Annotated in this window: 15 protein-coding genes and 3 rRNA genes; 10 read left to right on the top strand and 8 right to left on the bottom strand. The window is 67.6% G+C overall.

What is annotated here, in order from left to right; translation table 11 throughout:
- Position 1: 1 nt before the first annotated feature.
- The 4 genes from OG580_RS19250 to OG580_RS19235 form a co-directional block, all read right to left on the bottom strand.
- Entirely contained in the window at positions 2–181 is a 180-nt protein-coding gene (locus OG580_RS19250; RefSeq protein ID WP_267044902.1) for a hypothetical protein, read from the bottom strand.
- Positions 182–311: 130 nt separating this feature from the next.
- A complete protein-coding gene (locus OG580_RS19245) occupies positions 312–1,154 on the bottom strand; it encodes a hypothetical protein (RefSeq protein ID WP_267044901.1) in 843 nt (280 codons plus the stop codon).
- Between the two features lie 342 nt (positions 1,155–1,496).
- Entirely contained in the window at positions 1,497–2,219 is a 723-nt protein-coding gene (locus OG580_RS19240) for a phosphatase PAP2 family protein (RefSeq protein ID WP_267044900.1), read from the bottom strand.
- 222 nt (positions 2,220–2,441) lie between these two features.
- The gene (locus OG580_RS19235) at positions 2,442–3,476 is read right to left on the bottom strand and encodes a bifunctional lytic transglycosylase/C40 family peptidase (RefSeq protein ID WP_323182577.1); all 1,035 of its coding nucleotides are present in this window, start codon (positions 3,474–3,476) and stop codon (positions 2,442–2,444) included.
- A 337-nt stretch (positions 3,477–3,813) separates the two neighbouring features.
- On the opposite strand from OG580_RS19235, the gene OG580_RS19230 reads away from it, so the two are divergent.
- From OG580_RS19230 to OG580_RS19205, 6 genes are all read left to right on the top strand, one after another.
- The gene (locus tag OG580_RS19230) at positions 3,814–4,122 is read left to right on the top strand and encodes a hypothetical protein (RefSeq protein ID WP_017242359.1); all 309 of its coding nucleotides are present in this window, start codon (positions 3,814–3,816) and stop codon (positions 4,120–4,122) included.
- Positions 4,123–4,237: 115 nt separating this feature from the next.
- Positions 4,238–5,071: a hypothetical protein gene (locus OG580_RS19225; protein ID WP_267044899.1), complete on the top strand. Its 834-nt coding sequence runs from the start codon at positions 4,238–4,240 to the stop codon at positions 5,069–5,071.
- Positions 5,061–6,386 (top strand): hypothetical protein, encoded by a 1,326-nt coding sequence (locus tag OG580_RS19220; RefSeq protein WP_267044898.1) that lies wholly within the window; start codon positions 5,061–5,063, stop codon positions 6,384–6,386. The genes OG580_RS19225 and OG580_RS19220 overlap by 11 nt, the downstream gene beginning before the upstream one ends.
- Entirely contained in the window at positions 6,383–7,936 is a 1,554-nt protein-coding gene (locus OG580_RS19215) for an SCO6880 family protein (RefSeq protein ID WP_267044897.1), read from the top strand. The genes OG580_RS19220 and OG580_RS19215 overlap by 4 nt, the downstream gene beginning before the upstream one ends.
- A gap of 21 nt (positions 7,937–7,957) precedes the next feature.
- Positions 7,958–9,370, top strand: coding sequence for an ATP-binding protein (locus tag OG580_RS19210; protein ID WP_267044896.1), 1,413 nt, complete (start codon positions 7,958–7,960; stop codon positions 9,368–9,370).
- Between the two features lies 1 nt (position 9,371).
- Positions 9,372–11,030 (top strand): type IV secretory system conjugative DNA transfer family protein, encoded by a 1,659-nt coding sequence (locus OG580_RS19205; protein WP_267044895.1) that lies wholly within the window; start codon positions 9,372–9,374, stop codon positions 11,028–11,030.
- A 1-nt stretch (position 11,031) separates the two neighbouring features.
- Here the strand turns inward: OG580_RS19205 and OG580_RS19200 are convergent, their stop codons facing one another.
- The gene (locus tag OG580_RS19200; RefSeq protein ID WP_267044894.1) at positions 11,032–11,595 is read right to left on the bottom strand and encodes a GNAT family N-acetyltransferase; all 564 of its coding nucleotides are present in this window, start codon (positions 11,593–11,595) and stop codon (positions 11,032–11,034) included.
- Between the two features lie 172 nt (positions 11,596–11,767).
- On the opposite strand from OG580_RS19200, the gene OG580_RS19195 reads away from it, so the two are divergent.
- The 4 genes from OG580_RS19195 to OG580_RS19180 are packed head-to-tail and all read left to right on the top strand — an operon-like array spanning position 11,768 to position 15,405.
- On the top strand, positions 11,768–12,670 hold the full coding sequence (locus OG580_RS19195) for an ABC transporter ATP-binding protein (protein ID WP_267044893.1): 903 nt from the start codon (positions 11,768–11,770) through the stop codon (positions 12,668–12,670).
- Positions 12,667–13,458 (top strand): ABC transporter permease, encoded by a 792-nt coding sequence (locus OG580_RS19190; RefSeq protein ID WP_267044892.1) that lies wholly within the window; start codon positions 12,667–12,669, stop codon positions 13,456–13,458. Before OG580_RS19195 ends, OG580_RS19190 begins: the two co-directional genes overlap by 4 nt.
- 19 nt (positions 13,459–13,477) lie before the next feature.
- Positions 13,478–14,737, top strand: a complete 1,260-nt coding sequence (locus OG580_RS19185) for a sensor histidine kinase (RefSeq protein ID WP_267044891.1) — start codon at positions 13,478–13,480, stop codon at positions 14,735–14,737.
- Positions 14,734–15,405, top strand: a complete 672-nt coding sequence (locus OG580_RS19180) for a response regulator transcription factor (protein ID WP_267044890.1) — start codon at positions 14,734–14,736, stop codon at positions 15,403–15,405. Before OG580_RS19185 ends, OG580_RS19180 begins: the two co-directional genes overlap by 4 nt.
- Positions 15,406–15,478: 73 nt before the next feature.
- On the opposite strand, the gene rrf is transcribed toward OG580_RS19180, so the two are convergent.
- From rrf to OG580_RS19165, 3 genes are all read right to left on the bottom strand, one after another.
- Positions 15,479–15,595, bottom strand: a 5S ribosomal RNA gene (rrf, locus tag OG580_RS19175).
- An 87-nt stretch (positions 15,596–15,682) separates the two neighbouring features.
- Positions 15,683–18,805: ribosomal RNA gene (locus OG580_RS19170) — 23S ribosomal RNA — on the bottom strand.
- A 288-nt stretch (positions 18,806–19,093) separates the two neighbouring features.
- Positions 19,094–20,619, bottom strand: a 16S ribosomal RNA gene (locus tag OG580_RS19165).
- Together the 16S, 23S and 5S rRNA genes form the textbook arrangement of a ribosomal RNA operon.
- Between the last annotated feature and the right edge of the window lie 567 nt (positions 20,620–21,186).

The following is a 21,186-nucleotide window of genomic DNA, read 5'->3' as shown; positions in this document are numbered from 1 at the left end:
GTCAGCGTTCCCGTACGGCCCGCTCGGCGGCGACGCGCAGCACCTCGTCGATGCGGTCGGCGCTGAGGCGCTCCTCGTCGGCGGCGGAGGCCGCGATGATCAGTTCGCCGCACAGTTCGATCTCGGCGAGGGCGACACAGTCCGGGTCTGCGGTCATGGTCGCGGTACCGGGCGGAGCCATGTGCGGTCACCTCTTCCTGCCGGTGTCGTCTCCCAGCGGTCTCCCAGCGTAGGGAGGGCGCCACACAGCGCGCATGACACGTCCGGACCATTTGGCGATGGTCCGAACCACCGGTCCGCCGCCGCCCGGGTCAGGCCTTGATCTTCCCGGCGTAGATGTCCCGCCGGTCCGGCAGCGTCACCTGGACGCGGACCCCGAAGCCGTACAACAAGGTGGTCGACGCGACGGCGACCGTACGGCCCTGGTTGCTGAAGCTGAACTGGTGGCGGACCTTCCGCAGCCGCCCCTCCCCGTCCAGATACGCGTCGAAGGGCACCGTGTCCTTGGCGAACCCTTTCGCCGCCGCGGCGAGCGCCCCGCGCAGCTGCGGCGAGGCGACCCGGGCCGCCTGGGCGATGTCGGCGACACCTCGGTAGTGGCCGACTTTCACGCCTGCCAGTTCGACCTCCCCGAGGTAGGTGACCTCCCGGGCGCCCCGCAGCAGCTCCGCCGCGGCGGCCGGGTCGGTGGCCCCGCCCGTGACGAGGTTCCCGTCGTCGAGGGTGGTGGTGTCGACGCGGACCCACTTGTCGGCGGGCACTCCGGCGCCCCGGTTCTTCATGTAGAGCGCGCCGGGGGTGAGGAGCTCGGTGATCGGCCGGTGCTCGTCGGTGCCGGCCGCGTCCTTGGGCAGCATCACCTGGAGCCGGCCGGTGCGGCGGCGGAAGTCGTAGCCGCCTTCGCCCCGGATGGTGACCCGGGTCCCGCCGGCGGCCATCTCCATGGACGTGCTCGCCTTGGCGGTGCCGGCCCTCGTCAGCGCGTCGGGAGCGTTCCGTACGGCGAGGAGGGGATCCACCGCAGGCTTCGGGTCCTCGGGCGCGGCGCACCCCGCGACCGCCGAGGCCCCGACGAGGGAGCCGACCAGGACCGCGGTGACGGCGAACGCCCCGCTCCCGTGCCCCCGCGGACGCCCGTACCGCTGCACCACCATCGCCTGCCAACCCCCAACGCCTCAACGCTGTTTGCCCGGGACCCGCACGTCCCCCGGTCCCCGCGGGTCCGGGGACACCCGATCCGCATAACGACGGTCCGGGCGAGCCGTCACGCGCAGTACGGTGGTCGTGTGTATGCGCAGTCCTCATCCCACGCGACCACGACGACGGAACGCGGCTCGTTCGCGCTGGCACGGTGCAGCTGCGGCTGGTCGGGACCGGCCCGCAGATCGCGGGAGAGGGCCCGTACGGACGCGGCGGAACACCTCCGCGCATCGACGTCCGCCGGGACTCCTTAGGAGGCGTCGGCAACGTCCCCGCCTGGGACGCGCCGCCTGGCCTCAGGCCGCGAGGTCGTTCTGGGTCGTCCCGGTGCCGGGGCCGCCGAGCCGGGGCTCGGGGATGTCGAAGGGCTCCGGCTGCCGGAGCTCCGTGACGCGCCGCGAGCGGACGAGCCGGGCGCCGCGGCCGGAGCGGGCCACGGCGGAGACGACGGGGGTCAGCAGGGCGAGCGCGACGGGCGCGAGGAGCAGCGCCACCGCCGTGCCGAGGGCGAAGCCGCCGATGACATCGGTCGGGTAGTGGACGCCCATGTAGACCCGGGCGAAGCCCTCGGCGAGGGCGAGGCCGATGGCGGCGAGTCCGAACTTCCGGTGGGCGACGAAGAGGCCGACCCCGAGGGCCATGGCCATGGTGGCGTGGTCGCTGACGAAGGAGAAGTCGGTCTTCCCCTCGACGAGGACGTCGAGGCCCTGGTGGTCGTTGAACGGCCGGGGGCGCTCGACGAAGCCCCGGATGGGGATGTTCACGAGGAGGGCGACACCGGCGGCCAGCGGGGCCCAGACGAGCCCGGCGACGGCCGAGACGGAGTCCGCGATGGCGCCCCTGCGGCGGACGCTCCACCAGCACCAGAGCACGACCAGGACCATCCCGAGTATGATCCCGTACTCGCCGACGAACTCCATGACGCGGTCGAACCACGGCGGAGCGGCCTTCGCCAGCCCGTTGATGTCGTAGAGCAGGCTGACATCGGGGTTGGAACCGTCCGATGCGAGTCCAGCCATCTGCTGCGGCCCCTTGCTTCTCGTGTCTGTCTTCCCACCCCCGTGGTCAGAGCGTTCGGATCAGGGAACGAACTGCCTGAGGTGCGCGTTCCGCTCTCTCCGGTTGATCATGGCGACGTTATCGAAGAGTGACGGTCCGGCGCAGCTCAGGGCCAGCGCATGACGGAGAGTTCCGGCCATGTCCCATACGCCCCCGGCGACCCGACGGCCCGTCTCCCATCCCTACGTCTGCGGGAGATGCGTGGGCAGCGCCGCGGCGCCTTCCGCCGTGACCCGGGTCGCGCCGAAGTAGTCGGGGGTGTCGATCCGGTCGAAGCGGATCACCGCCCCGGTGCGCGGTGCGTCGATCATGTACCCGCCGCCGACGTAGATACCGACGTGCCGAATGGTCCGCGAGTTCGTCAGATCGTCGGAGAAGAAGACAAGATCGCCCGGGAGGAGCTCGTCCCTGCTCGGATGCGGCCCGGCGTTGTACTGGTCGTTGGCGACGCGCGGCAGCTCGATGCCGACACTCTCGTACGCGGCCTGGGTCAGCCCGGAGCAGTCGAACCGGCCGTTCTGCGCGGCCGTGCCCGTACCGCCCCAGAGATACGGAGTGCCGAGCTTCTGCTGCGCGTAGTGGATGGCGCCGGCGGCCAGCCTCGACGGCTCGACGCGGCCCGCCGGCCGGGCGAAGCTCTTCTCCAGGGACCGGATGATCCGCACGTAGTTCTGCGTCTCGGTGAACGGCGGCACCCCGCCGTACTTGATCACCCGGTACGCGCCCGCGTTGTACGCGGCCAGCATGTTGTTCGCCGGGTCCCCCGGCACGTCCTTCACATAGCCGGCGAGCTCGCAGTCGTACGAGGCGGCCGAGGGGATCGCGTCCGCCGGGTCCCAGATGTCCCGGTCCCCGTCCCCGTCACCGTCGACGCCGTGCCCGGCCCAGGTGCCGGGGATGAACTGGGCGATGCCCCGCGCGTCGGCCGGGGAGACGGCCCGCGGATTCCAGCCGCTCTCCTGGTAGAGCTGAGCGGCGAGCAGAGCCGGGTTGATCGCGGGACAGAGATTGCCCCACCGCTGCACGAGCCCCTGGTAGAGGGCGGGAACGGAGCCCTTGGCCAGCGCCACGGTGCCGTTCGCGGCGCTGCCCGCGCCGCCCATGAGACCCGCCGCCGCGGAGTACGTACCGACGACGAGCAGTGCGACGAAGCTGAGACAGACCCCGAAGGCCCCACCGGCCACCAACCACGCCTTGCCGGCCTTACGCACCGTCAACCACCCCTCGGCCCATGGCAGTACGTCCCCGAGAGCAGTCTAGGCGGCGAGGGATCGGATAACGCCCCCCTCCGCCCGACGGCGCCCCAAGAGTGCAACAACGACAATCATTGCCCGGAGTCACCCTCCGTGATACACAGAGTGACCATACGCTTCTTCGCATAGAAACCGGCCACACCACCGCAGGTCAAGACGGTCAGACCGGTCAAGTGTGCGGTGATCGGGTAAAGAGAGCCGTCAAGCCGTCACACACGAGCGGTTTCATCAGCGAAGATAGGGCGATGACCCATGCCTTCCGGCAAGGGCAGTTAACTACCCAACAGGGGCGGTGAGTTACATGTACCTGGCGGCAGAAAAGGGCGACATCACCACCATCATCGGTGGAATCGCCCCGAACTGGGGCCCTTTCGGCAGCCTGGGCGCCGAGGCCAAGATCATGATCGAGGTCGTGATGGCCGTGGCCATCCTGCTCTGCCTCGGCATCGCCATCTGGGGAGCGGCCAAGCAGCGCATCGGCGCGACCGCCCTCCGCGACACGTTCAGCGCGGAACAGGGCAAGGGCCTGATCGTGGCCGGCCTCACCGGCGTCTTCATCATCGGATCCCTGGGGACGCTGTTCACCATCGTGTACGGGATGGCCGTCTGATCTCCCGTCGGACTCCATCCTCCTGAGGCCTGCTGATGTTGCGTTTGCGTTCCCTGATGCCCAGTCATGTTGCAGCACTGTCGTACCCGCGAACGAGTGAGGGGGCGTACCCGGCATGAGTCTCGGCGACGAGCACGACGGCTTCGGCGGCGTGGGCGGCTCGGGCCAGACCCGGACCCGCCTACCCGAGGGCAACAGCGGCGACGTGTACGGCGGCGCCCGCCGCCCCGTCCGCAGCTCCCGCTCCCTCATCACGGTCGTGGGCGTGGTGGTCCTCCTCATCGCGGCCATCGCCTTCGCCAACCGCGGCGGGGGCGACCCCGCGGACGCGGCCCCCTCCGCGGGCACCCCGGGCGAGCAGGCCCCGACGGCGGCGACGGGCGTCCGCCCGGTCAAGGAGAAGAACGGCGCGATCCCGACCGGCTTCGCCCGGGACGAACAGGGAGCCCAGAGCGCGGCGACGAACTACGCGGTGACACTGGGTTCCGACGGGATGTTCAAGAAGACCGGCCGGCACCAGATCGTGGACACGGTCTACACGCCCGACGCGGCAAAGCGCCTGAAGACTCCTCAGGATGAGGCGTACTCGGCCGAATTCCTGAAGAGGCTCGGCCTGGACGCGGAGGGCAACCCCCCTGCGGGGAACACCTTCGTGTCGCGGACCATCCCCGTGGGCGCCAAGGTCGAGAGCTACGACGGTGACACTGCCAAGGTGTCCGTCTGGTACACGGGCCTGATCGGAATGTCCGGGCCGGACTCCACGGATCCGGTGAGCACGACCTGGATGACCTGGACGTTCGACCTGCGCTGGACGAACAACGACTGGAAGATCGCCGACGACAGCCAGACGAACGGTCCGGCACCCGTGCCGGGCGACGTCACTGCCTCCACCGCCGACGAGATCAGCAAGGCCGTAGAGGAGTTCGGAGGCTTTACCTATGCCCGGTAGCCGTCGCCCCTTCCGACCCGTTGTCGCTACCGTCGTCGCCCTTCAGACGACGGCGTTCATGTTCGCGGCCCGCGCCACCGCCGCCCCGACCCCTCCTCCCACCGCCACACCGTCCCCGAGCGCCAGCAACGACCCTTGCGCGCGGCTGATCGGTCCGGCCAAGGAGTACTGCTCCGAGGGTGACCCCAGCGGCTCTCCCCGCCCTGGGCTCGACGACCCCACGACCGCCCTCGACCCCCTCACCTCCCTGGCCCGCGGCTGCGCCGACGCCGCCATCGCCACCATCGACTTCCTCTCCAAGGCCGTCAAGGAAACCGCCGACGTCGACTTCACCAACGTGGAGTTCCTCGGCCGGTACGCCATCGTCTTCGCCGCCGCCACCTTCCTCACCCTCCTCCTCTGGCTGCTCGCCGTCGCCAAGCGAGCCATCCGCGGCGTCCCCCTCACCACCGCCCTCTCCGAGGCCATCGGCTTCCTCTGGCTGACGGTCCTCGCCTCCGCCTTCACCCCGCTGATCCTCTACACCGTCGTCAACGCCACCGACGCCGTCACCGAGGTCATCGCCTCCGGCACCGGACAGCAGACCGACGTCTTCTTCGGCAGCTTCAAGCAGGCCCTCCAGAAGGGCGACAGCATCGGTGGCGGCCCCATCATGCTGATCATCGTGTCGCTGGTGACCGTCCTCGCCGCCGGCGTGCTCTACCTGGAGCTGTTCCTCCGCGCCGTCATGCTCTACGTCGGCGCCCTCCTCGGCGTCGTCGTCTACTCCGGCCTCGTCGACAAGAACATGTGGGGCCACGTCCGCCGCTGGGCCGGAATCATGATCGCGGTGATCCTCGTCAAGCCGGTCATCGTCATCGTCCTCGGCCTCGCCGGCGCACTCTCCTCCGGCACCGGCCCCGACTCGTTCTCCGCCGTCGTCTCCGGACTCGCGATCATCCTGCTCGCGATCTTCGCCTCCGCGATGATCTACCGCTTCGTCCCCGGCTTCGGCGACGAGATCGTCGCCTCCCGCAACAACCGGCTCCACCGCGCCGGCGAGAACACGGCCGCCGCCGTCATCTCCTCCCCCGCCTCCCTCGTCTCCCAGGGCATCAAGACCCACAGCACCCGCGACAGCGGAGGCGGCGGCGGTCAGGGCTCCCAGGCCGCCCGCCCCGCCAACCCCCTCGCCGGCGGCGTGGCCGCCCACAGCAGCCGCAGCGGCGACAACCGGGGCGGCGGCGGAGCCACGCCCCCGCCCGCCCCCCGTAGCAGCAGTCCCACCGCGGGCACCCCGCACAGCAACCGCAACTCTGGAGGTGGAGGGCGTTGACGACCCAGTCCCAGCCGGTCGCGCCCCGCCGCACGTATCTCGTCGGCCGCGCCCGGCCCAACGCGATCGTCGGCAAGAACCGTGAGACGGGCGAGATCGCCCTGATCATCGTCGGCGCCTTCCTCGGCATGATGAGCGGACTCCTCGTCCCCCTCCTCCCCCTGCGGATCGCGCTCCTCGCCGGCCTGCCCATGCTCGCGATCGCGGCCGTGTACCTCCCGTACAAGCACCGCACGTTCTACAAGTGGTACGAGATCAACCGCAGCTACAAGCGCATGCTCAAGCGCGGTACGGCCTACCGCTCCGTCGCCGCCGAGTCCGGCACCCGCATCGACGGCCGCGAGGTCGAGGTCGGCCCGCCCCCCGGCATCGGCCGCGTCGGCTGGCTCGCCGCCCCCTTCGGCCCCGACGAGATCGCCGTCCTCCTCCACGCCGACCGCCGCACCGTCACCGCCGCCATCGAGATCGAAGGCCCCGGCGTCGGCCTGCGCGACAGCGAGGACCAGGAAGCGCTCGTCGACCGGTTCGGCACCCTCCTGAAGCACGTCGCCAACGGCGACGGCTTCGTGACCCGCCTCCAGATGCTGGCCCGCACCCTCCCCGCCGACCCCGACGCGCACGCCAAGGACGTCGTCCAGCGCGGCGACACGGCCGCGCCCGCCTGGCTCAAGGAGTCGTACGAGCAGCTCCAGTCGATGGTCTCCACCTCCAGCGAGCAGCACCGCGCCTACCTCGTCGCCTGCATGCACTACACGCGCGAACTCGCCGCCGAGGCCAACGCCATGGCCCACGCCACCCGCCACGCCTCCGGCGCCCGCAAGCTGGACCGCGACGCCGGCCTCGCCGTCGTCATGGCCCGCGAGCTCACCGACATCTGCGCCCGCCTCGCCGAGGCCGACATCCGCGTCCGCCAGCCCCTCGGCCAGTCCCGGCTGGCCTCGCTCGTCCACTCCATGTACGACCCGGACCACCCCATCGACCACATCCAGGCCATGACGAAACGAAACGCTTGGCCCGCCGAACTCGACGCGATGGAACCGACGTACCTCCAGGCCAAGACCCGCGAGTCCTCCACCCGCGCCCCCTGGTGCCACGCCACCGCCTGGGTCAAGGAGTGGCCGATGACCCCGGTCGGCGTCAACTTCCTCGCCCCGCTCCTCGTCCACACCCCCGACGTCATCCGCACGGTCGCCGTGACCATGGACCTGGAGCCCACCGAGGTCGCCATCGAGCGGATGCTCACCGAGAAGACCAACGACGAGGCCGACGCCAGCCGCGCCGCCAAGATGAACCGCACCATCGACCCGCGCGACATCGCCGCCCACGGCCGGCTCGACCAGCGGGGTGAAGATCTCGCCAGTGGCGCGGCCGGAGTGAACCTCGTCGGGTACATCACGGTGTCGTCGCGTTCGCCCGAGGCCCTCGCCCGGGACAAGCGCACGATCAGGGCCTCCGCCGGCAAGTCGTACCTGAAGCTGGAGTGGTGCGACCGCGAGCACCACCGGGCCTTTGTGAACACCTTGCCGTTCGCGACCGGCATCCGCCGCTAAAGGCCGAAGGGGCATCGACCGATGCGAGATCCGCTGTCCGTCCTGACCGACGCCTTCACCTCCTTCGTCTTCGGCAAGGTGGAGACGACCCGCCTGCCCGTCCGCACCTCCACCGGGCAGGCCCAGGCCGTCTACCTGCCGACCGCCGCCCCCGGCCTCGGCGACTCCGGCGTGATCATCGGCCGCGAGGTCTACAGCGGCAAGGGGTACATCTACGACCCCTTCCAGCTGTACGGGCAGCAGCTCCCCGCCCCCCACTGGCTGGTCCTCGGCGAGTCCGGGAACGGCAAGTCGGCGCTGGAGAAGACGTACGTGCTCCGCCAGCTCCGCTTCCGCGACCGTCAGGTCGTCGTCCTCGACGCCCAGGGCGAGGACGGCGTCGGCGAATGGAACCTCATCGCGCAGGAGCTGGGAATAACTCCCATCCGGCTCGACCCGATGGTCGCCAACGACTCCGGCATCCGCCTCAACCCCCTCGACCCCTCGATCACCACCACCGGACAGCTCGCGCTGCTCCGCACGATCATCGAGGTGGCGATGGGCCACGGCCTCGACGAGCGCTCCGGCTTCGCGCTCAAGGTCGCCCACGCCTTCGTCACCGAGCACACCACCGACCGCCAGCCGATCCTCACCGACATCGTCGAGCAGCTCCGCCACCCCGAGGCCGAATCGGCGGAGGCGATGAACGTCGACATAGACGACGTACGGGCCTGGGGCCTGGACGTCGCCCTCGTCCTGGACCGGCTGGTCGACGGTGACCTCCGCGGCATGTTCGACGGCCCGACGACCGTCGGCATCGACCTCGACGCGCCCCTGATCGTCTTCGACCTCTCCCACATCGACCGCAACTCCATCGCCATGCCGATCCTCATGGCGATCGTCGGCGTCTGGCTGGAGCACACCTGGATCCGCCCCGACCGGAAGAAGCGCATCTTCCTCGTCGAGGAGGCCTGGCACATCATCAACAGCCCGTTCGTGGCGCAGCTGTTCCAGCGGCTGCTCAAGTTCGGCCGCCGCCTCGGCCTGTCCTTCGTCGCCGTCGTCCACCACCTCTCCGACGTCGTCGACGGAGCGGCGGCCAAGGAGGCCGCGGCCATCCTCAAGATGGCCTCCACCCGGACCATCTACGCCCAGAAGGCCGACGAGGCACGCAACACGGGCCGGGTCCTCGGCCTGCCCCGCTGGGCGGTCGAGATCATCCCGACCCTCACCCCGGGCATCGCCGTCTGGGACGTCAACGGCAACGTGCAGGTGGTCAAACACCTCATCACCGAGCGCGAACGCCCCCTCGTCTACACGGACCGCGCGATGACCGAGGCGTCCCGCCCGGACGCCCTGCCGGAGGACATCCAGGCCGCCGAGTGGGAGGCGGAGCAGCGGGCGATCCTCATCGAGCAGCAGATGAACGGCTCCTCACAGTCGACGGTGGCCTGAGATGGCGAGCGGTACGGGCGGACAGCAGCAGCGCCAGGGAGGCATCTCCGACGGGCTGCTGCTCAGCCTGTTCGCCCTCCTCCTCTGTCTGACGGTCCTGGTCTGGACGGCCACCGGCCTCGGCGGCCTCCTCGCCCACGGCGCCTGGCCGGAGGGCGTCGCCCTGCCCCGTACCCCCGCGGCCCTGCGCTCCCTGGTGACCGCCCCGACCGACCTGGCGGCGGCCTGGCCGGCCACCCCGGGCGGTCAGCTCTCGGGGTACGGGCTCTTCTGGGGCCTGCTGATCGGCGAGGCGATGGTCATGCTGGTCCTCGCGGTCTTCGCCCTCGGCACGTTCGCCCGCTGGCGCGCGGTCCGCGCGAACCGCAGGTCCGGCGTGTACGACCCGACTCCCCCCAAGCCCCGGAAACCCCGGAAGCCCACACGAACCGACCGGACCCCGACCACGACCTCGGCCCCGTCTCCGTCTCCGTCTCCGTCTCCGGAACCCTCCCCGGCACCGGCACCGGCACCGGCACCGGCACCCGACGCATGGGAACCCGCAGAGGACGAATGGGAGCCCGAGCAAGACGACTTGGACCCCGTACGGAACGACCGGGAGCCCATACAAGACGACCCCGCGCCCCGCCGGGAGCCCACCCCGCCCCCGCCGCGCCGCCCCGCCGAGGAGCTCGCCCCGGAGCCGTTCCCGACGGCCCGCCCGGCCGCGACCGCGGCCACCGCCACCCCCGGACTCGCCCCCGGCCTCGTCTACGGCCCCCCGGAAGCCCGCCGCCCCGCCGCCGTACAGGCGATCCGGGACGCCGAGGGCCCCGTCCTCGTCGTCACCTCCGACCCCACCGTCTGGTCGTCGACCAAGGACGCGCGCGGCAAGCTCGGCCCGGTCCTCGTGTACGACCCCGGCCACCTCTGCGACACACCCGCCAGGCTCCACTGGTCCCCGTCCGACCGCTGCGAGGACCCGGCCGTCGCCCAACAGCGGGCGGCCGCCCTGCTCGCCCCCGTCCGCCCGCACTCCCGCCTGGACGCGACCACCGCAGACACCGCGGAAACGCTCCTGCGCTGCTGGCTGCACGCCGCCGCCGTCGGCGGCGGCTCCTTCCGGCAGGTCCACCGCTGGGCCCAGGGCGCCGGCGCCCACGAACCCGTACGCATCCTCCGCAGCCACCCCAAGGCGGCCTCGGGCTTCGCCGGCCTCCTCGAATCGGCGCTCACCGCCCACCCGGAAAGCCGCCGCCTGGCCCAGGAACTGACGGCCCGTGCGCTCGCCGCCCTGTCCTCGATCCACATCCGCGAGGCCTGCGTACCGAATCGAACGGATTCCCTGACGCTCGCATCTTTCGTCGACGAAGGGGGCACGCTCTACGTGGTGGGCGAACCGATCGAGGACCCCCGGGCCCACCCCGGCGCGATGCCGCTCCTCACGGCCCTCGCCGCAAGCGTGGTCGAGCACGGCCGCCGCATGGCCGCACGGTCATCCGACGGTCGGCTCGACCCACCACTGACGCTCGTCCTCGACGACGTCGCCGCCGTGGCCCCGCTCCCGGGTCTCCCGGAGCTCCTCGCCACCGGCCGTCACCAGGGCCTCCCGACCCTGGCCCTCCTCCGCTCCCGCGAACAGGCCCGTTCCCGCTGGCCGGAGAGCGCGCTCACCCCCTGAGTCACACGGTGGGCCGCAGCAGCTCGTACTCCAGCTCCTGCGCCGTCTCGCTCCCCGGCACCGCCACCCGGTCCCCCGTCGCCACGAACCCGAAGCGGCGATAGAAGGCGGCGGCCCGCGCGTTCTCCTCGTGGACGTACAGCCGCACCCGCGCGACCGCCGGCTCCGGCAGCGTCCAGGACCACTCCACGCCCGCCCGGAACAGCGCGTCGATCACCCCGGTCCCGCGCGCCTCGGGACGTACCCACACACCCACGATGTGCGTCTGGTCGACCTTCGCCACCTCCCCGAAGCGCACCTCGGCCGAGGGCCGCTCCACGAGCAGCGTGATCGTGCCCGCCCAACTCCCGTCCGGACCCTCGGCGACGAACTGCCGCACCGCACCCGACCCGCTCTCCGAGCCCCCCTCGGCCCGCTCCTGCCAGAAGGAGTCCGGCCGCTCCACGGCGTCCTCGTACGTGTCGAGGAACGCGAGGTGCGCGATGGGGTCCTGGAGGGAGGCCAGCCGGATCTCGCGGGTCTGCTCCCACTCGTCGGCGCGGATCGTACGTATCGAATAGTCCATGACGACGATCCTCACCACCCCGGCACACCCCTGACAAGAGATTTTCCCTGTGCCGAGGCCGCTCCCCGGACGACAGGGTCGCGCCGGCGTCGTACCCCGGTACTACGCCCGCGGCCCGGTCCACTCCCCCGGTCCGACGTCCGGCCGCCGCCCGCTCCCTAGCGTCGACACCATGATCCGAGCAGAGAACCTCACCAAGCGGTACGGGGACAGGACCGTCGTCCAGGACCTCGGCTTCACCGTCCGCCCCGGCGCCGTCACCGGCTTCCTCGGACCCAACGGCGCCGGGAAGTCGACCACGCTCCGCATGATCCTCGGCCTCGACGCCCCCACCCGCGGCCACGCCACCATCGACGGCCGCCCCTACGCCGACCACCGCGCCCCGCTCACCCGGGTCGGCGCCCTCCTCGAAGCCCACTCCCTGCACCCCGGCCGCTCCGCGTACCACCACCTCGTGGCCCTCGCCCACACCCACGGCATCCCCCACACCCGCGTGGAGCGGGTCCTCGCCCTCACCGGCCTCACCCAGGTGGCCCACAAGCGCGTGAAGGGCTTCTCCCTCGGCATGGGCCAACGCCTCGGCATCGCCGCCGCCCTCCTCGGCGACCCGGCCACCGTCGTCCTCGACGAACCGGTCAACGGCCTCGACCCCGAGGGCGTGCTCTGGATCCGCACCCTCCTCAAGTCCCTGGCCGCCGAAGGCCGTACCGTCCTCGTCTCCTCCCACCTCATGAGCGAGATGGCGCTCACCGCCGACCACCTGATCGTCATCGGCAAGGGCCGGCTGCTCGCCGACACCACGGTCGACGCCCTCGTACGAGCCTCCGGCGGCACCTCCGTCAAGGTCGTCACCCCGGAGGCGGACCGCCTGCGCACGCTCCTCCCCGGCGCGCGGTTCACCACGGAGGCCCCCGACACACTCCTCGTCACCGGCCCCGACGCCCCGGAGATCGGCCGCGCGGCCGCCACCCACGGCGTCCCCCTCCACGAACTCACCCCGCAGGCACCCTCCTTGGAGCAGGCGTTCATGGACCTCACCCGCGACTCCGTCGAATACCAGGGAGCCCCCGCATGACGACCACCGCCACCACCACTCCGGCCTACGGCCTCACCCCCACCCGGATCCTCCGCTCGGAGTGGCACAAGCTCCGGACCGTCCGCTCCACCTGGATCACCGTCCTCACCGCCGTCGCGTTCCTCCTCGGCGTCGGCATCCTCATGGGCGCCACCTACACCTCCGACGGAGGCGACTCCGACGTGGACACCGTCGTCCTCACCCTCTACGGCTCCCAGCTCGCCGGCATCGCCCTCGCCGTCCTCGGCATCCTCGTCACCGCCGGCGAGTACGCGACGGGCATGATCCGCGCCTCCCTCACCGCCGTCCCCCGCCGCCTCCCCGTCCTCTGGGCGAAGGCCGCGGTCTACACGGCCACCGTCTTCACGGTCTCCCTCCTCACCGCCGTCCTCACCTTCCTCGCCGCCCAGTTCTTCCTCTCCGACACCGACCAGGCCGCGTCCCTCACCGACGACGGCGTCCTCGCCGCCGTCGCGGGCAACGCCGCCGGCGTGACCCTCCTCGGCGTCATCGCCCTCGGGCTCGGCGCCGCCCTGCGCTCGGTGCCGGGCGCCATCGGCGCCTTCGTCGGCGGGGTCCTGATCGTCCCCGAGATCCTCGGGATGCTCCCGTACGAGACGCTGGACACGGCCGTCCGGTACTTCCCCACCCAGGCCGCCGGCGTCCTCGGCTCCGCGACCCCGATGCCCGGCGCGGCCTCCCCCGGCGCCGCACTCCTCGCCCTGCTCCTCTGGGCGGCGGCGGCACTCGCCGTGCCCGCGCTGTTGCTCAACCGCCGCGACGTATGAGGATGATGAGCGGGTGACCATGGACGAGACACCGGAGGAGACACCGCGACCGGCCGGGACGACGGGCCTCAGCGGCCACGTCCAGCGCCTGCTGGTCCGGGTCCGGGCCTTCGACACCCGGCGCCCCTGGGTATGGGACACCTGTCTGACGCTCTCCTGGACCACGGCGGCGCTCGTCGACGCGGCCGGAGGCTGGCGGAACACCGCCCGCGACCCGTCCGTGCCGGTCTGGCTCGTGGTCACCCTCAGCCTGGCCCTCACCCTGCCGCTCTACTGGCGCCGCCGCCGGCCCATGACCGTCCTCGCCGTGATGGCCGGCGCGGCCTTCGTCAGCGACGCCTCCGGAGCCTTCCTCCAGGGCGGCTACCTCCAGGCGATCCCGGTCTTCCACATCGCGCTGAGCCGCCCGCCCCGCGCCCTCCTGTGGGCCTTCGCCCTTCTCGTGCCGCCGCTCGTGACGGGCGCCGTCCGCTTCCCCCAGGAGACCTGGGACCAGCGCGTCATCCCCACCCTGTGGGCGTACGTGCTCGTCGTCCTCCTCGGCATCGTGGTCCGCTCCCGCAGGGACCACACCGCCGGCCTCGTCGACCGCGCCCGCCGCCTGGAGATCGAACGCGACCAGGAGATCCGGCTCGCCGCCGCCGCCGAACGCACCCGGATCGCCCGGGAGATGCACGACATCATCGGCCACAACCTCTCGGTCATCACGGGCCTCGCGGACGGCGGCCGGTACGCGGCGGCCAAGAACCCCGAACGCGCCGCCCAGGCCCTCGACGCCATCGGGACGACGAGCCGCCAGGCCCTCGACGACCTCCGCCGCCTCCTCGGCGTCCTGCGCGACGACGAAAAGGAGGCGGTCCGCGACCCCCAGCCCACCCTCGCCGATCTCGACACCCTTCTCACCGGCGTACGGAAGGCAGGCCTGGCGGTACGAGTCGACCTCCGCGACGAACCGACGCCCCAACCCCTCGCGCCGGGCGCCCAGCTGACGGTCTACCGGGTGATCCAGGAAGCCCTGACGAACACCCTCAAACACGCGGGCCCGTCGGCGCGGGCGACCGTACTCCTGGCCTACGCCCCACAGGAACTCCTGGTCGAAGTGGAGGACACCGGCGGCACCAGGCCCCCCGCTACCACTCCTTCCCCCTCTCCCGGCCAGGGCCTCACCGGCATGCGCGAACGCGCGGCCCTCTACGACGGCCACCTCGACTGCGGACGCCTGCCGACCGGCGGCTGGCGCGTCCGTCTCCGACTCCCCCTGGAGGACTCCCCCACGTGACGACCGTACTCATCGCGGACGACCAGCCGATGCAGCGCTTCGGCTTCCGCATGCTGCTGGAGAGCCAGGACGACATGACCGTCGTCGGCGAGGCCTCGAACGGCACCGAGGCGATCCGCCTGGTCGACCGCCACCACCCCGACGTCGTCCTGATGGACATCCGGATGCCCGGCCTCGACGGCATCGAGGCCACCCGCCGCATCGTCACGACCGGAGCCCGCACCCGGATCCTGATCGTCACCACCTTCGACCTCGACGAGTACGCGTACGAGGGCCTGCGCGCCGGCGCGAGCGGCTTCCTGGTGAAGGACGCCCAGCCGGAGGAACTCCTGGCGGGCATCCGCGCGGTGGCGAGCGGCGACGCGGTCGTGGCCCCGAGCCTGACCCGCCGTCTCCTGGACGCCTACATCCACCATCTGCCGCAGCCCACGGCGGCGGCAGCCCCGCCCCAGGAGGATCCGCGCCTCACCTCCCTCACGGAACGGGAGCGCGAAATCCTCACGGTCGTCGGCCAGGGCTGGACGAACACGGAGATCGCCGAGCGCCTCCACCTCGCGGAGTCGACCGTGAAGACCCACATCGGCCGCATCCTCGCGAAGACCGGCGCCCGCGACCGCGTCCAGGCGGTCATCCTGGCCTACGACACCCAACTGGTCACGCCGGCCTGACGGCCCGCGGATTCCGGCCCGTAAACGCAGAAAAGCCCCGCACCATAAGGTGCGGGGCTTTCCCACAATGATTGTTCGGCGGCGTCCTACTCTCCCACAGGGTCCCCCCTGCAGTACCATCGGCGCTGAAAGGCTTAGCTTCCGGGTTCGGAATGTAACCGGGCGTTTCCCTAACGCTATGACCACCGAAACACTATGAAGATATGAACCGCCGCACCACCCAAACGAGGGGGGCGTGTTCGTTACTTCAGAACTAACACAGTGGACGCGAGCAACTGAGGACAAGCCCTCGGCCTATTAGTACCGGTCAGCTCCACCCATTACTGGGCTTCCACATCCGGCCTATCAACCCAGTCGTCTACTGGGAGCCTTACCCTCTCAAGGAGGTGGGAATACTCATCTCGAAGCAGGCTTCCCGCTTAGATGCTTTCAGCGGTTATCCCTCCCGAACGTAGCCAACCAGCCATGCCCTTGGCAGGACAACTGGCACACCAGAGGTTCGTCCGTCCCGGTCCTCTCGTACTAGGGACAGCCCTTCTCAATATTCCTGCGCGCGCAGCGGATAGGGACCGAACTGTCTCACGACGTTCTAAACCCAGCTCGCGTACCGCTTTAATGGGCGAACAGCCCAACCCTTGGGACCGACTCCAGCCCCAGGATGCGACGAGCCGACATCGAGGTGCCAAACCATCCCGTCGATATGGACTCTTGGGGAAGATCAGCCTGTTATCCCCGGGGTACCTTTTATCCGTTGAGCGACGGCGCTTCCACAAGCCACCGCCGGATCACTAGTCCCGACTTTCGTCCCTGCTCGACCCGTCGGTCTCACAGTCAAGCTCCCTTGTGCACTTACACTCAACACCTGATTGCCAACCAGGCTGAGGGAACCTTTGGGCGCCTCCGTTACCCTTTGGGAGGCAACCGCCCCAGTTAAACTACCCATCAGACACTGTCCCTGATCCGGATCACGGACCGAGGTTAGACATCCAGCACGACCAGAGTGGTATTTCAACGGCGACTCCACCATGACTGGCGTCACGGCTTCAAAGTCTCCCACCTATCCTACACAAGCCGAACCGAACACCAATATCAAACTGTAGTAAAGGTCCCGGGGTCTTTCCGTCCTGCTGCGCGAAACGAGCATCTTTACTCGTAGTGCAATTTCACCGGGCCTATGGTTGAGACAGTCGAGAAGTCGTTACGCCATTCGTGCAGGTCGGAACTTACCCGACAAGGAATTTCGCTACCTTAGGATGGTTATAGTTACCACCGCCGTTTACTGGCGCTTAAGTTCTCAGCTTCGCCACACCGAAATGTGACTAACCGGTCCCCTTAACGTTCCAGCACCGGGCAGGCGTCAGTCCGTATACATCGCCTTACGGCTTCGCACGGACCTGTGTTTTTAGTAAACAGTCGCTTCTCGCTGGTCTCTGCGGCCACCCCCAGCTCACGGAGTAAATCCGATCACCAGTGATGGCCCCCCTTCTCCCGAAGTTACGGGGGCATTTTGCCGAGTTCCTTAACCATAGTTCACCCGAACGCCTCGGTATTCTCTACCTGACCACCTGAGTCGGTTTAGGGTACGGGCCGCCATGAAACTCGCTAGAGGCTTTTCTCGACAGCATAGGATCATCCACTTCACCACAATCGGCTCGGCATCAGGTCTCAGGCTTAATGTGTGACGGATTTGCCTATCACACGCCCTACACCCTTACCCCGGGACTACCACCGCCCGGGCTGGACTACCTTCCTGCGTCACCCCATCGCTTACCTACTACAAGTCTGGTTCGCCGGCTCCACCACTTTCCTTTCCCCGAAGGGTCCGGAACGGCTTCACGGGCTTAGCATCGCCTGATTCGATATTGGGCGTTTCAAAGCGGGTACCGGAATATCAACCGGTTGTCCATCGACTACGCCTGTCGGCCTCGCCTTAGGTCCCGACTTACCCTGGGCAGATCAGCTTGACCCAGGAACCCTTAGTCAATCGGCGCACACGTTTCTCACGTGTGTATCGCTACTCATGCCTGCATTCTCACTCGTGAACCGTCCACAACTCGCTTCCGCGGCTGCTTCACCCGGCACACGACGCTCCCCTACCCATCACAGCGGGCGTTGGCCCTATTGCTGCAATGACACGACTTCGGCGGTACGCTTGAGCCCCGCTACATTGTCGGCGCGGAATCACTTGACCAGTGAGCTATTACGCACTCTTTCAAGGGTGGCTGCTTCTAAGCCAACCTCCTGGTTGTCTCTGCGACTCCACATCCTTTCCCACTTAGCGTACGCTTAGGGGCCTTAGTCGATGCTCTGGGCTGTTTCCCTCTCGACCATGGAGCTTATCCCCCACAGTCTCACTGCCGTGCTCTCACTTACCGGCATTCGGAGTTTGGCTAAGGTCAGTAACCCGGTAGGGCCCATCGCCTATCCAGTGCTCTACCTCCGGCAAGAAACACACGACGCTGCACCTAAATGCATTTCGGGGAGAACCAGCTATCACGGAGTTTGATTGGCCTTTCACCCCTAACCACAGGTCATCCCCCAGGTTTTCAACCCTGGTGGGTTCGGTCCTCCACGAAGTCTTACCTCCGCTTCAACCTGCCCATGGCTAGATCACTCCGCTTCGGGTCTTGAGCGTGCTACTGAATCGCCCTATTCGGACTCGCTTTCGCTACGGCTTCCCCACACGGGTTAACCTCGCAACACACCGCAAACTCGCAGGCTCATTCTTCAAAAGGCACGCAGTCACGACCCATTGGGTAAACCCAATGAGCGACGCTCCCACGGCTTGTAGGCACACGGTTTCAGGTACTATTTCACTCCGCTCCCGCGGTACTTTTCACCATTCCCTCACGGTACTATCCGCTATCGGTCACCAGGGAATATTTAGGCTTAGCGGGTGGTCCCGCCAGATTCACACGGGATTTCTCGGGCCCCGTGCTACTTGGGTGTCTCTCAAACGAGCCGTTAATGTTTCAGCTACGGGGGTCTTACCCTCTACGCCGGACCTTTCGCATGTCCTTCGCCTACATCAACGGTTTCTGACTCGTCTCACAGCCGGCAGACTGTGAAAGAGAGATCCCACAACCCCGCATGCGCAACCCCTGCCGGGTATCACACGCATACGGTTTGGCCTCATCCGGTTTCGCTCGCCACTACTCCCGGAATCACGGTTGTTTTCTCTTCCTGAGGGTACTGAGATGTTTCACTTCCCCTCGTTCCCTCCACATGCCCTATGTGTTCAGGCATGGGTGACAGCCCATGACGACTGCCGGGTTTCCCCATTCGGAAACCCCCGGATCAAAGCCTGGTTGACGGCTCCCCGGGGACTATCGTGGCCTCCCACGTCCTTCATCGGTTCCTGGTGCCAAGGCATCCACCGTGCGCCCTTAAAAACTTGGCCACAGATGCTCGCGTCCACTGTGTAGTTCTCAAACAACGACCAGCCACCCATCACCCTGCTCCATAAAGAAGCAAGTTCACTGGGGCCGGCATCACGAAGGCAACGACCATACGGCCGCACCCTCAGATACCCAACAACGTGCCAAGCACAGCCGATTCATCGATCCCGTTTTCCACGCCGAAGCAGTACTCACGATCTCTCAGACAGCGACTGTGCCAACTAATCAACGTTCCACCCATGAGCTGACCGTGCAGAACGTTTGCCTGCAATCGGTACTGTGCTCCTTAGAAAGGAGGTGATCCAGCCGCACCTTCCGGTACGGCTACCTTGTTACGACTTCGTCCCAATCGCCAGTCCCACCTTCGACAGCTCCCTCCCACAAGGGGTTGGGCCACCGGCTTCGGGTGTTACCGACTTTCGTGACGTGACGGGCGGTGTGTACAAGGCCCGGGAACGTATTCACCGCAGCAATGCTGATCTGCGATTACTAGCAACTCCGACTTCATGGGGTCGAGTTGCAGACCCCAATCCGAACTGAGACCGGCTTTTTGAGATTCGCTCCGCCTCGCGGCATCGCAGCTCTTTGTACCGGCCATTGTAGCACGTGTGCAGCCCAAGACATAAGGGGCATGATGACTTGACGTCGTCCCCACCTTCCTCCGAGTTGACCCCGGCGGTCTCCTGTGAGTCCCCATCACCCCGAAGGGCATGCTGGCAACACAGGACAAGGGTTGCGCTCGTTGCGGGACTTAACCCAACATCTCACGACACGAGCTGACGACAGCCATGCACCACCTGTATACCGACCACAAGGGGGGCACTATCTCTAATGCTTTCCGGTATATGTCAAGCCTTGGTAAGGTTCTTCGCGTTGCGTCGAATTAAGCCACATGCTCCGCTGCTTGTGCGGGCCCCCGTCAATTCCTTTGAGTTTTAGCCTTGCGGCCGTACTCCCCAGGCGGGGAACTTAATGCGTTAGCTGCGGCACCGACGACGTGGAATGTCGCCAACACCTAGTTCCCAACGTTTACGGCGTGGACTACCAGGGTATCTAATCCTGTTCGCTCCCCACGCTTTCGCTCCTCAGCGTCAGTAATGGCCCAGAGATCCGCCTTCGCCACCGGTGTTCCTCCTGATATCTGCGCATTTCACCGCTACACCAGGAATTCCGATCTCCCCTACCACACTCTAGCCTGCCCGTATCGGATGCAGACCCGGGGTTAAGCCCCGGGCTTTCACACCCGACGTGACAAGCCGCCTACGAGCTCTTTACGCCCAATAATTCCGGACAACGCTTGCGCCCTACGTATTACCGCGGCTGCTGGCACGTAGTTAGCCGGCGCTTCTTCTGCAGGTACCGTCACTTTCGCTTCTTCCCTGCTGAAAGAGGTTTACAACCCGAAGGCCGTCATCCCTCACGCGGCGTCGCTGCATCAGGCTTTCGCCCATTGTGCAATATTCCCCACTGCTGCCTCCCGTAGGAGTCTGGGCCGTGTCTCAGTCCCAGTGTGGCCGGTCGCCCTCTCAGGCCGGCTACCCGTCGTCGCCTTGGTAGGCCATTACCCCACCAACAAGCTGATAGGCCGCGGGCTCATCCTTCACCGCCGGAGCTTTTAACCAGCTTCCATGCGGAAGCCGGTGTTATCCGGTATTAGACCCCGTTTCCAGGGCTTGTCCCAGAGTGAAGGGCAGATTGCCCACGTGTTACTCACCCGTTCGCCACTAATCCACCCCGAAGGGCTTCATCGTTCGACTTGCATGTGTTAAGCACGCCGCCAGCGTTCGTCCTGAGCCAGGATCAAACTCTCCGTGAATGTTTACCCGTAATCGGGTCGACACCACGAGAGCGGAACGATCGAGTCGGAATAAGACCGATCGTTCACAGCGTCCTCGCTGTGCGCCACCCGGCTAAGGGTGGACTTTTTTCAAAGGAACCTCGACCATCCGAAGATGGACGGGGTATCAACTAATCTGGCGTTGATTTTTGGCACGCTGTTGAGTTCTCAAGGAACGGACGCTTCCTTTGTACTCACCCTCTCGGGCTTTCCTCCGGGCTTCCCTTCGTTCTTGTGTTTCCGACTCTATCAGATCTTTCCGATCCGATTTCCTCGGTGCTTTCCGGTCCCATTCGCTTTCGCTCCGGGCCCTTCCTGCGTTTCCGACTCTATCAGATCCTTTCGGCGTCTGACCCCCAGTCAGCGGGGTTTGTCTTTCCGGCTGTTGGGCCGTTCCGACGTCTCGAACTCTAGCGGATTTCCCCGTCAACTCATAATCGAGTCTTTCGAATTGAATTTCGGCATGCCGAAATTCTTCCCGGTGGGGAGATCGTGCTGAGTAGAGGTGCCGCATCAGCGGCGGGAGTGGCTGTCGAAGAACCGTTC

It is taken from the genome of Streptomyces sp. NBC_00094 (assembly GCF_026343125.1).
GTDB lineage: Bacteria > Actinomycetota > Actinomycetes > Streptomycetales > Streptomycetaceae > Streptomyces.
This window is presented reverse-complemented; position numbering and strand designations above follow the sequence as displayed.

Coding starts and splice junctions, on each gene's coding strand:
- OG580_RS19220 (WP_267044898.1), top strand. CDS start 5,061: ATGCCCGGTAGCCGTCGCCCCTTCCGACCCGTTGTCGCTACCGTCGTC.
- OG580_RS19200 (WP_267044894.1), bottom strand. CDS start 11,595: ATGGACTATTCGATACGTACGATCCGCGCCGACGAGTGGGAGCAGACC.
- OG580_RS19245 (WP_267044901.1), bottom strand. CDS start 1,154: ATGGTGGTGCAGCGGTACGGGCGTCCGCGGGGGCACGGGAGCGGGGCG.
- OG580_RS19210 (WP_267044896.1), top strand. CDS start 7,958: ATGCGAGATCCGCTGTCCGTCCTGACCGACGCCTTCACCTCCTTCGTC.
- OG580_RS19225 (WP_267044899.1), top strand. CDS start 4,238: ATGAGTCTCGGCGACGAGCACGACGGCTTCGGCGGCGTGGGCGGCTCG.
- OG580_RS19250 (WP_267044902.1), bottom strand. CDS start 181: ATGGCTCCGCCCGGTACCGCGACCATGACCGCAGACCCGGACTGTGTC.
- OG580_RS19205 (WP_267044895.1), top strand. CDS start 9,372: ATGGCGAGCGGTACGGGCGGACAGCAGCAGCGCCAGGGAGGCATCTCC.
- OG580_RS19190 (WP_267044892.1), top strand. CDS start 12,667: ATGACGACCACCGCCACCACCACTCCGGCCTACGGCCTCACCCCCACC.
- OG580_RS19185 (WP_267044891.1), top strand. CDS start 13,478: ATGGACGAGACACCGGAGGAGACACCGCGACCGGCCGGGACGACGGGC.
- OG580_RS19240 (WP_267044900.1), bottom strand. CDS start 2,219: ATGGCTGGACTCGCATCGGACGGTTCCAACCCCGATGTCAGCCTGCTC.
- OG580_RS19230 (WP_017242359.1), top strand. CDS start 3,814: ATGTACCTGGCGGCAGAAAAGGGCGACATCACCACCATCATCGGTGGA.
- OG580_RS19195 (WP_267044893.1), top strand. CDS start 11,768: ATGATCCGAGCAGAGAACCTCACCAAGCGGTACGGGGACAGGACCGTC.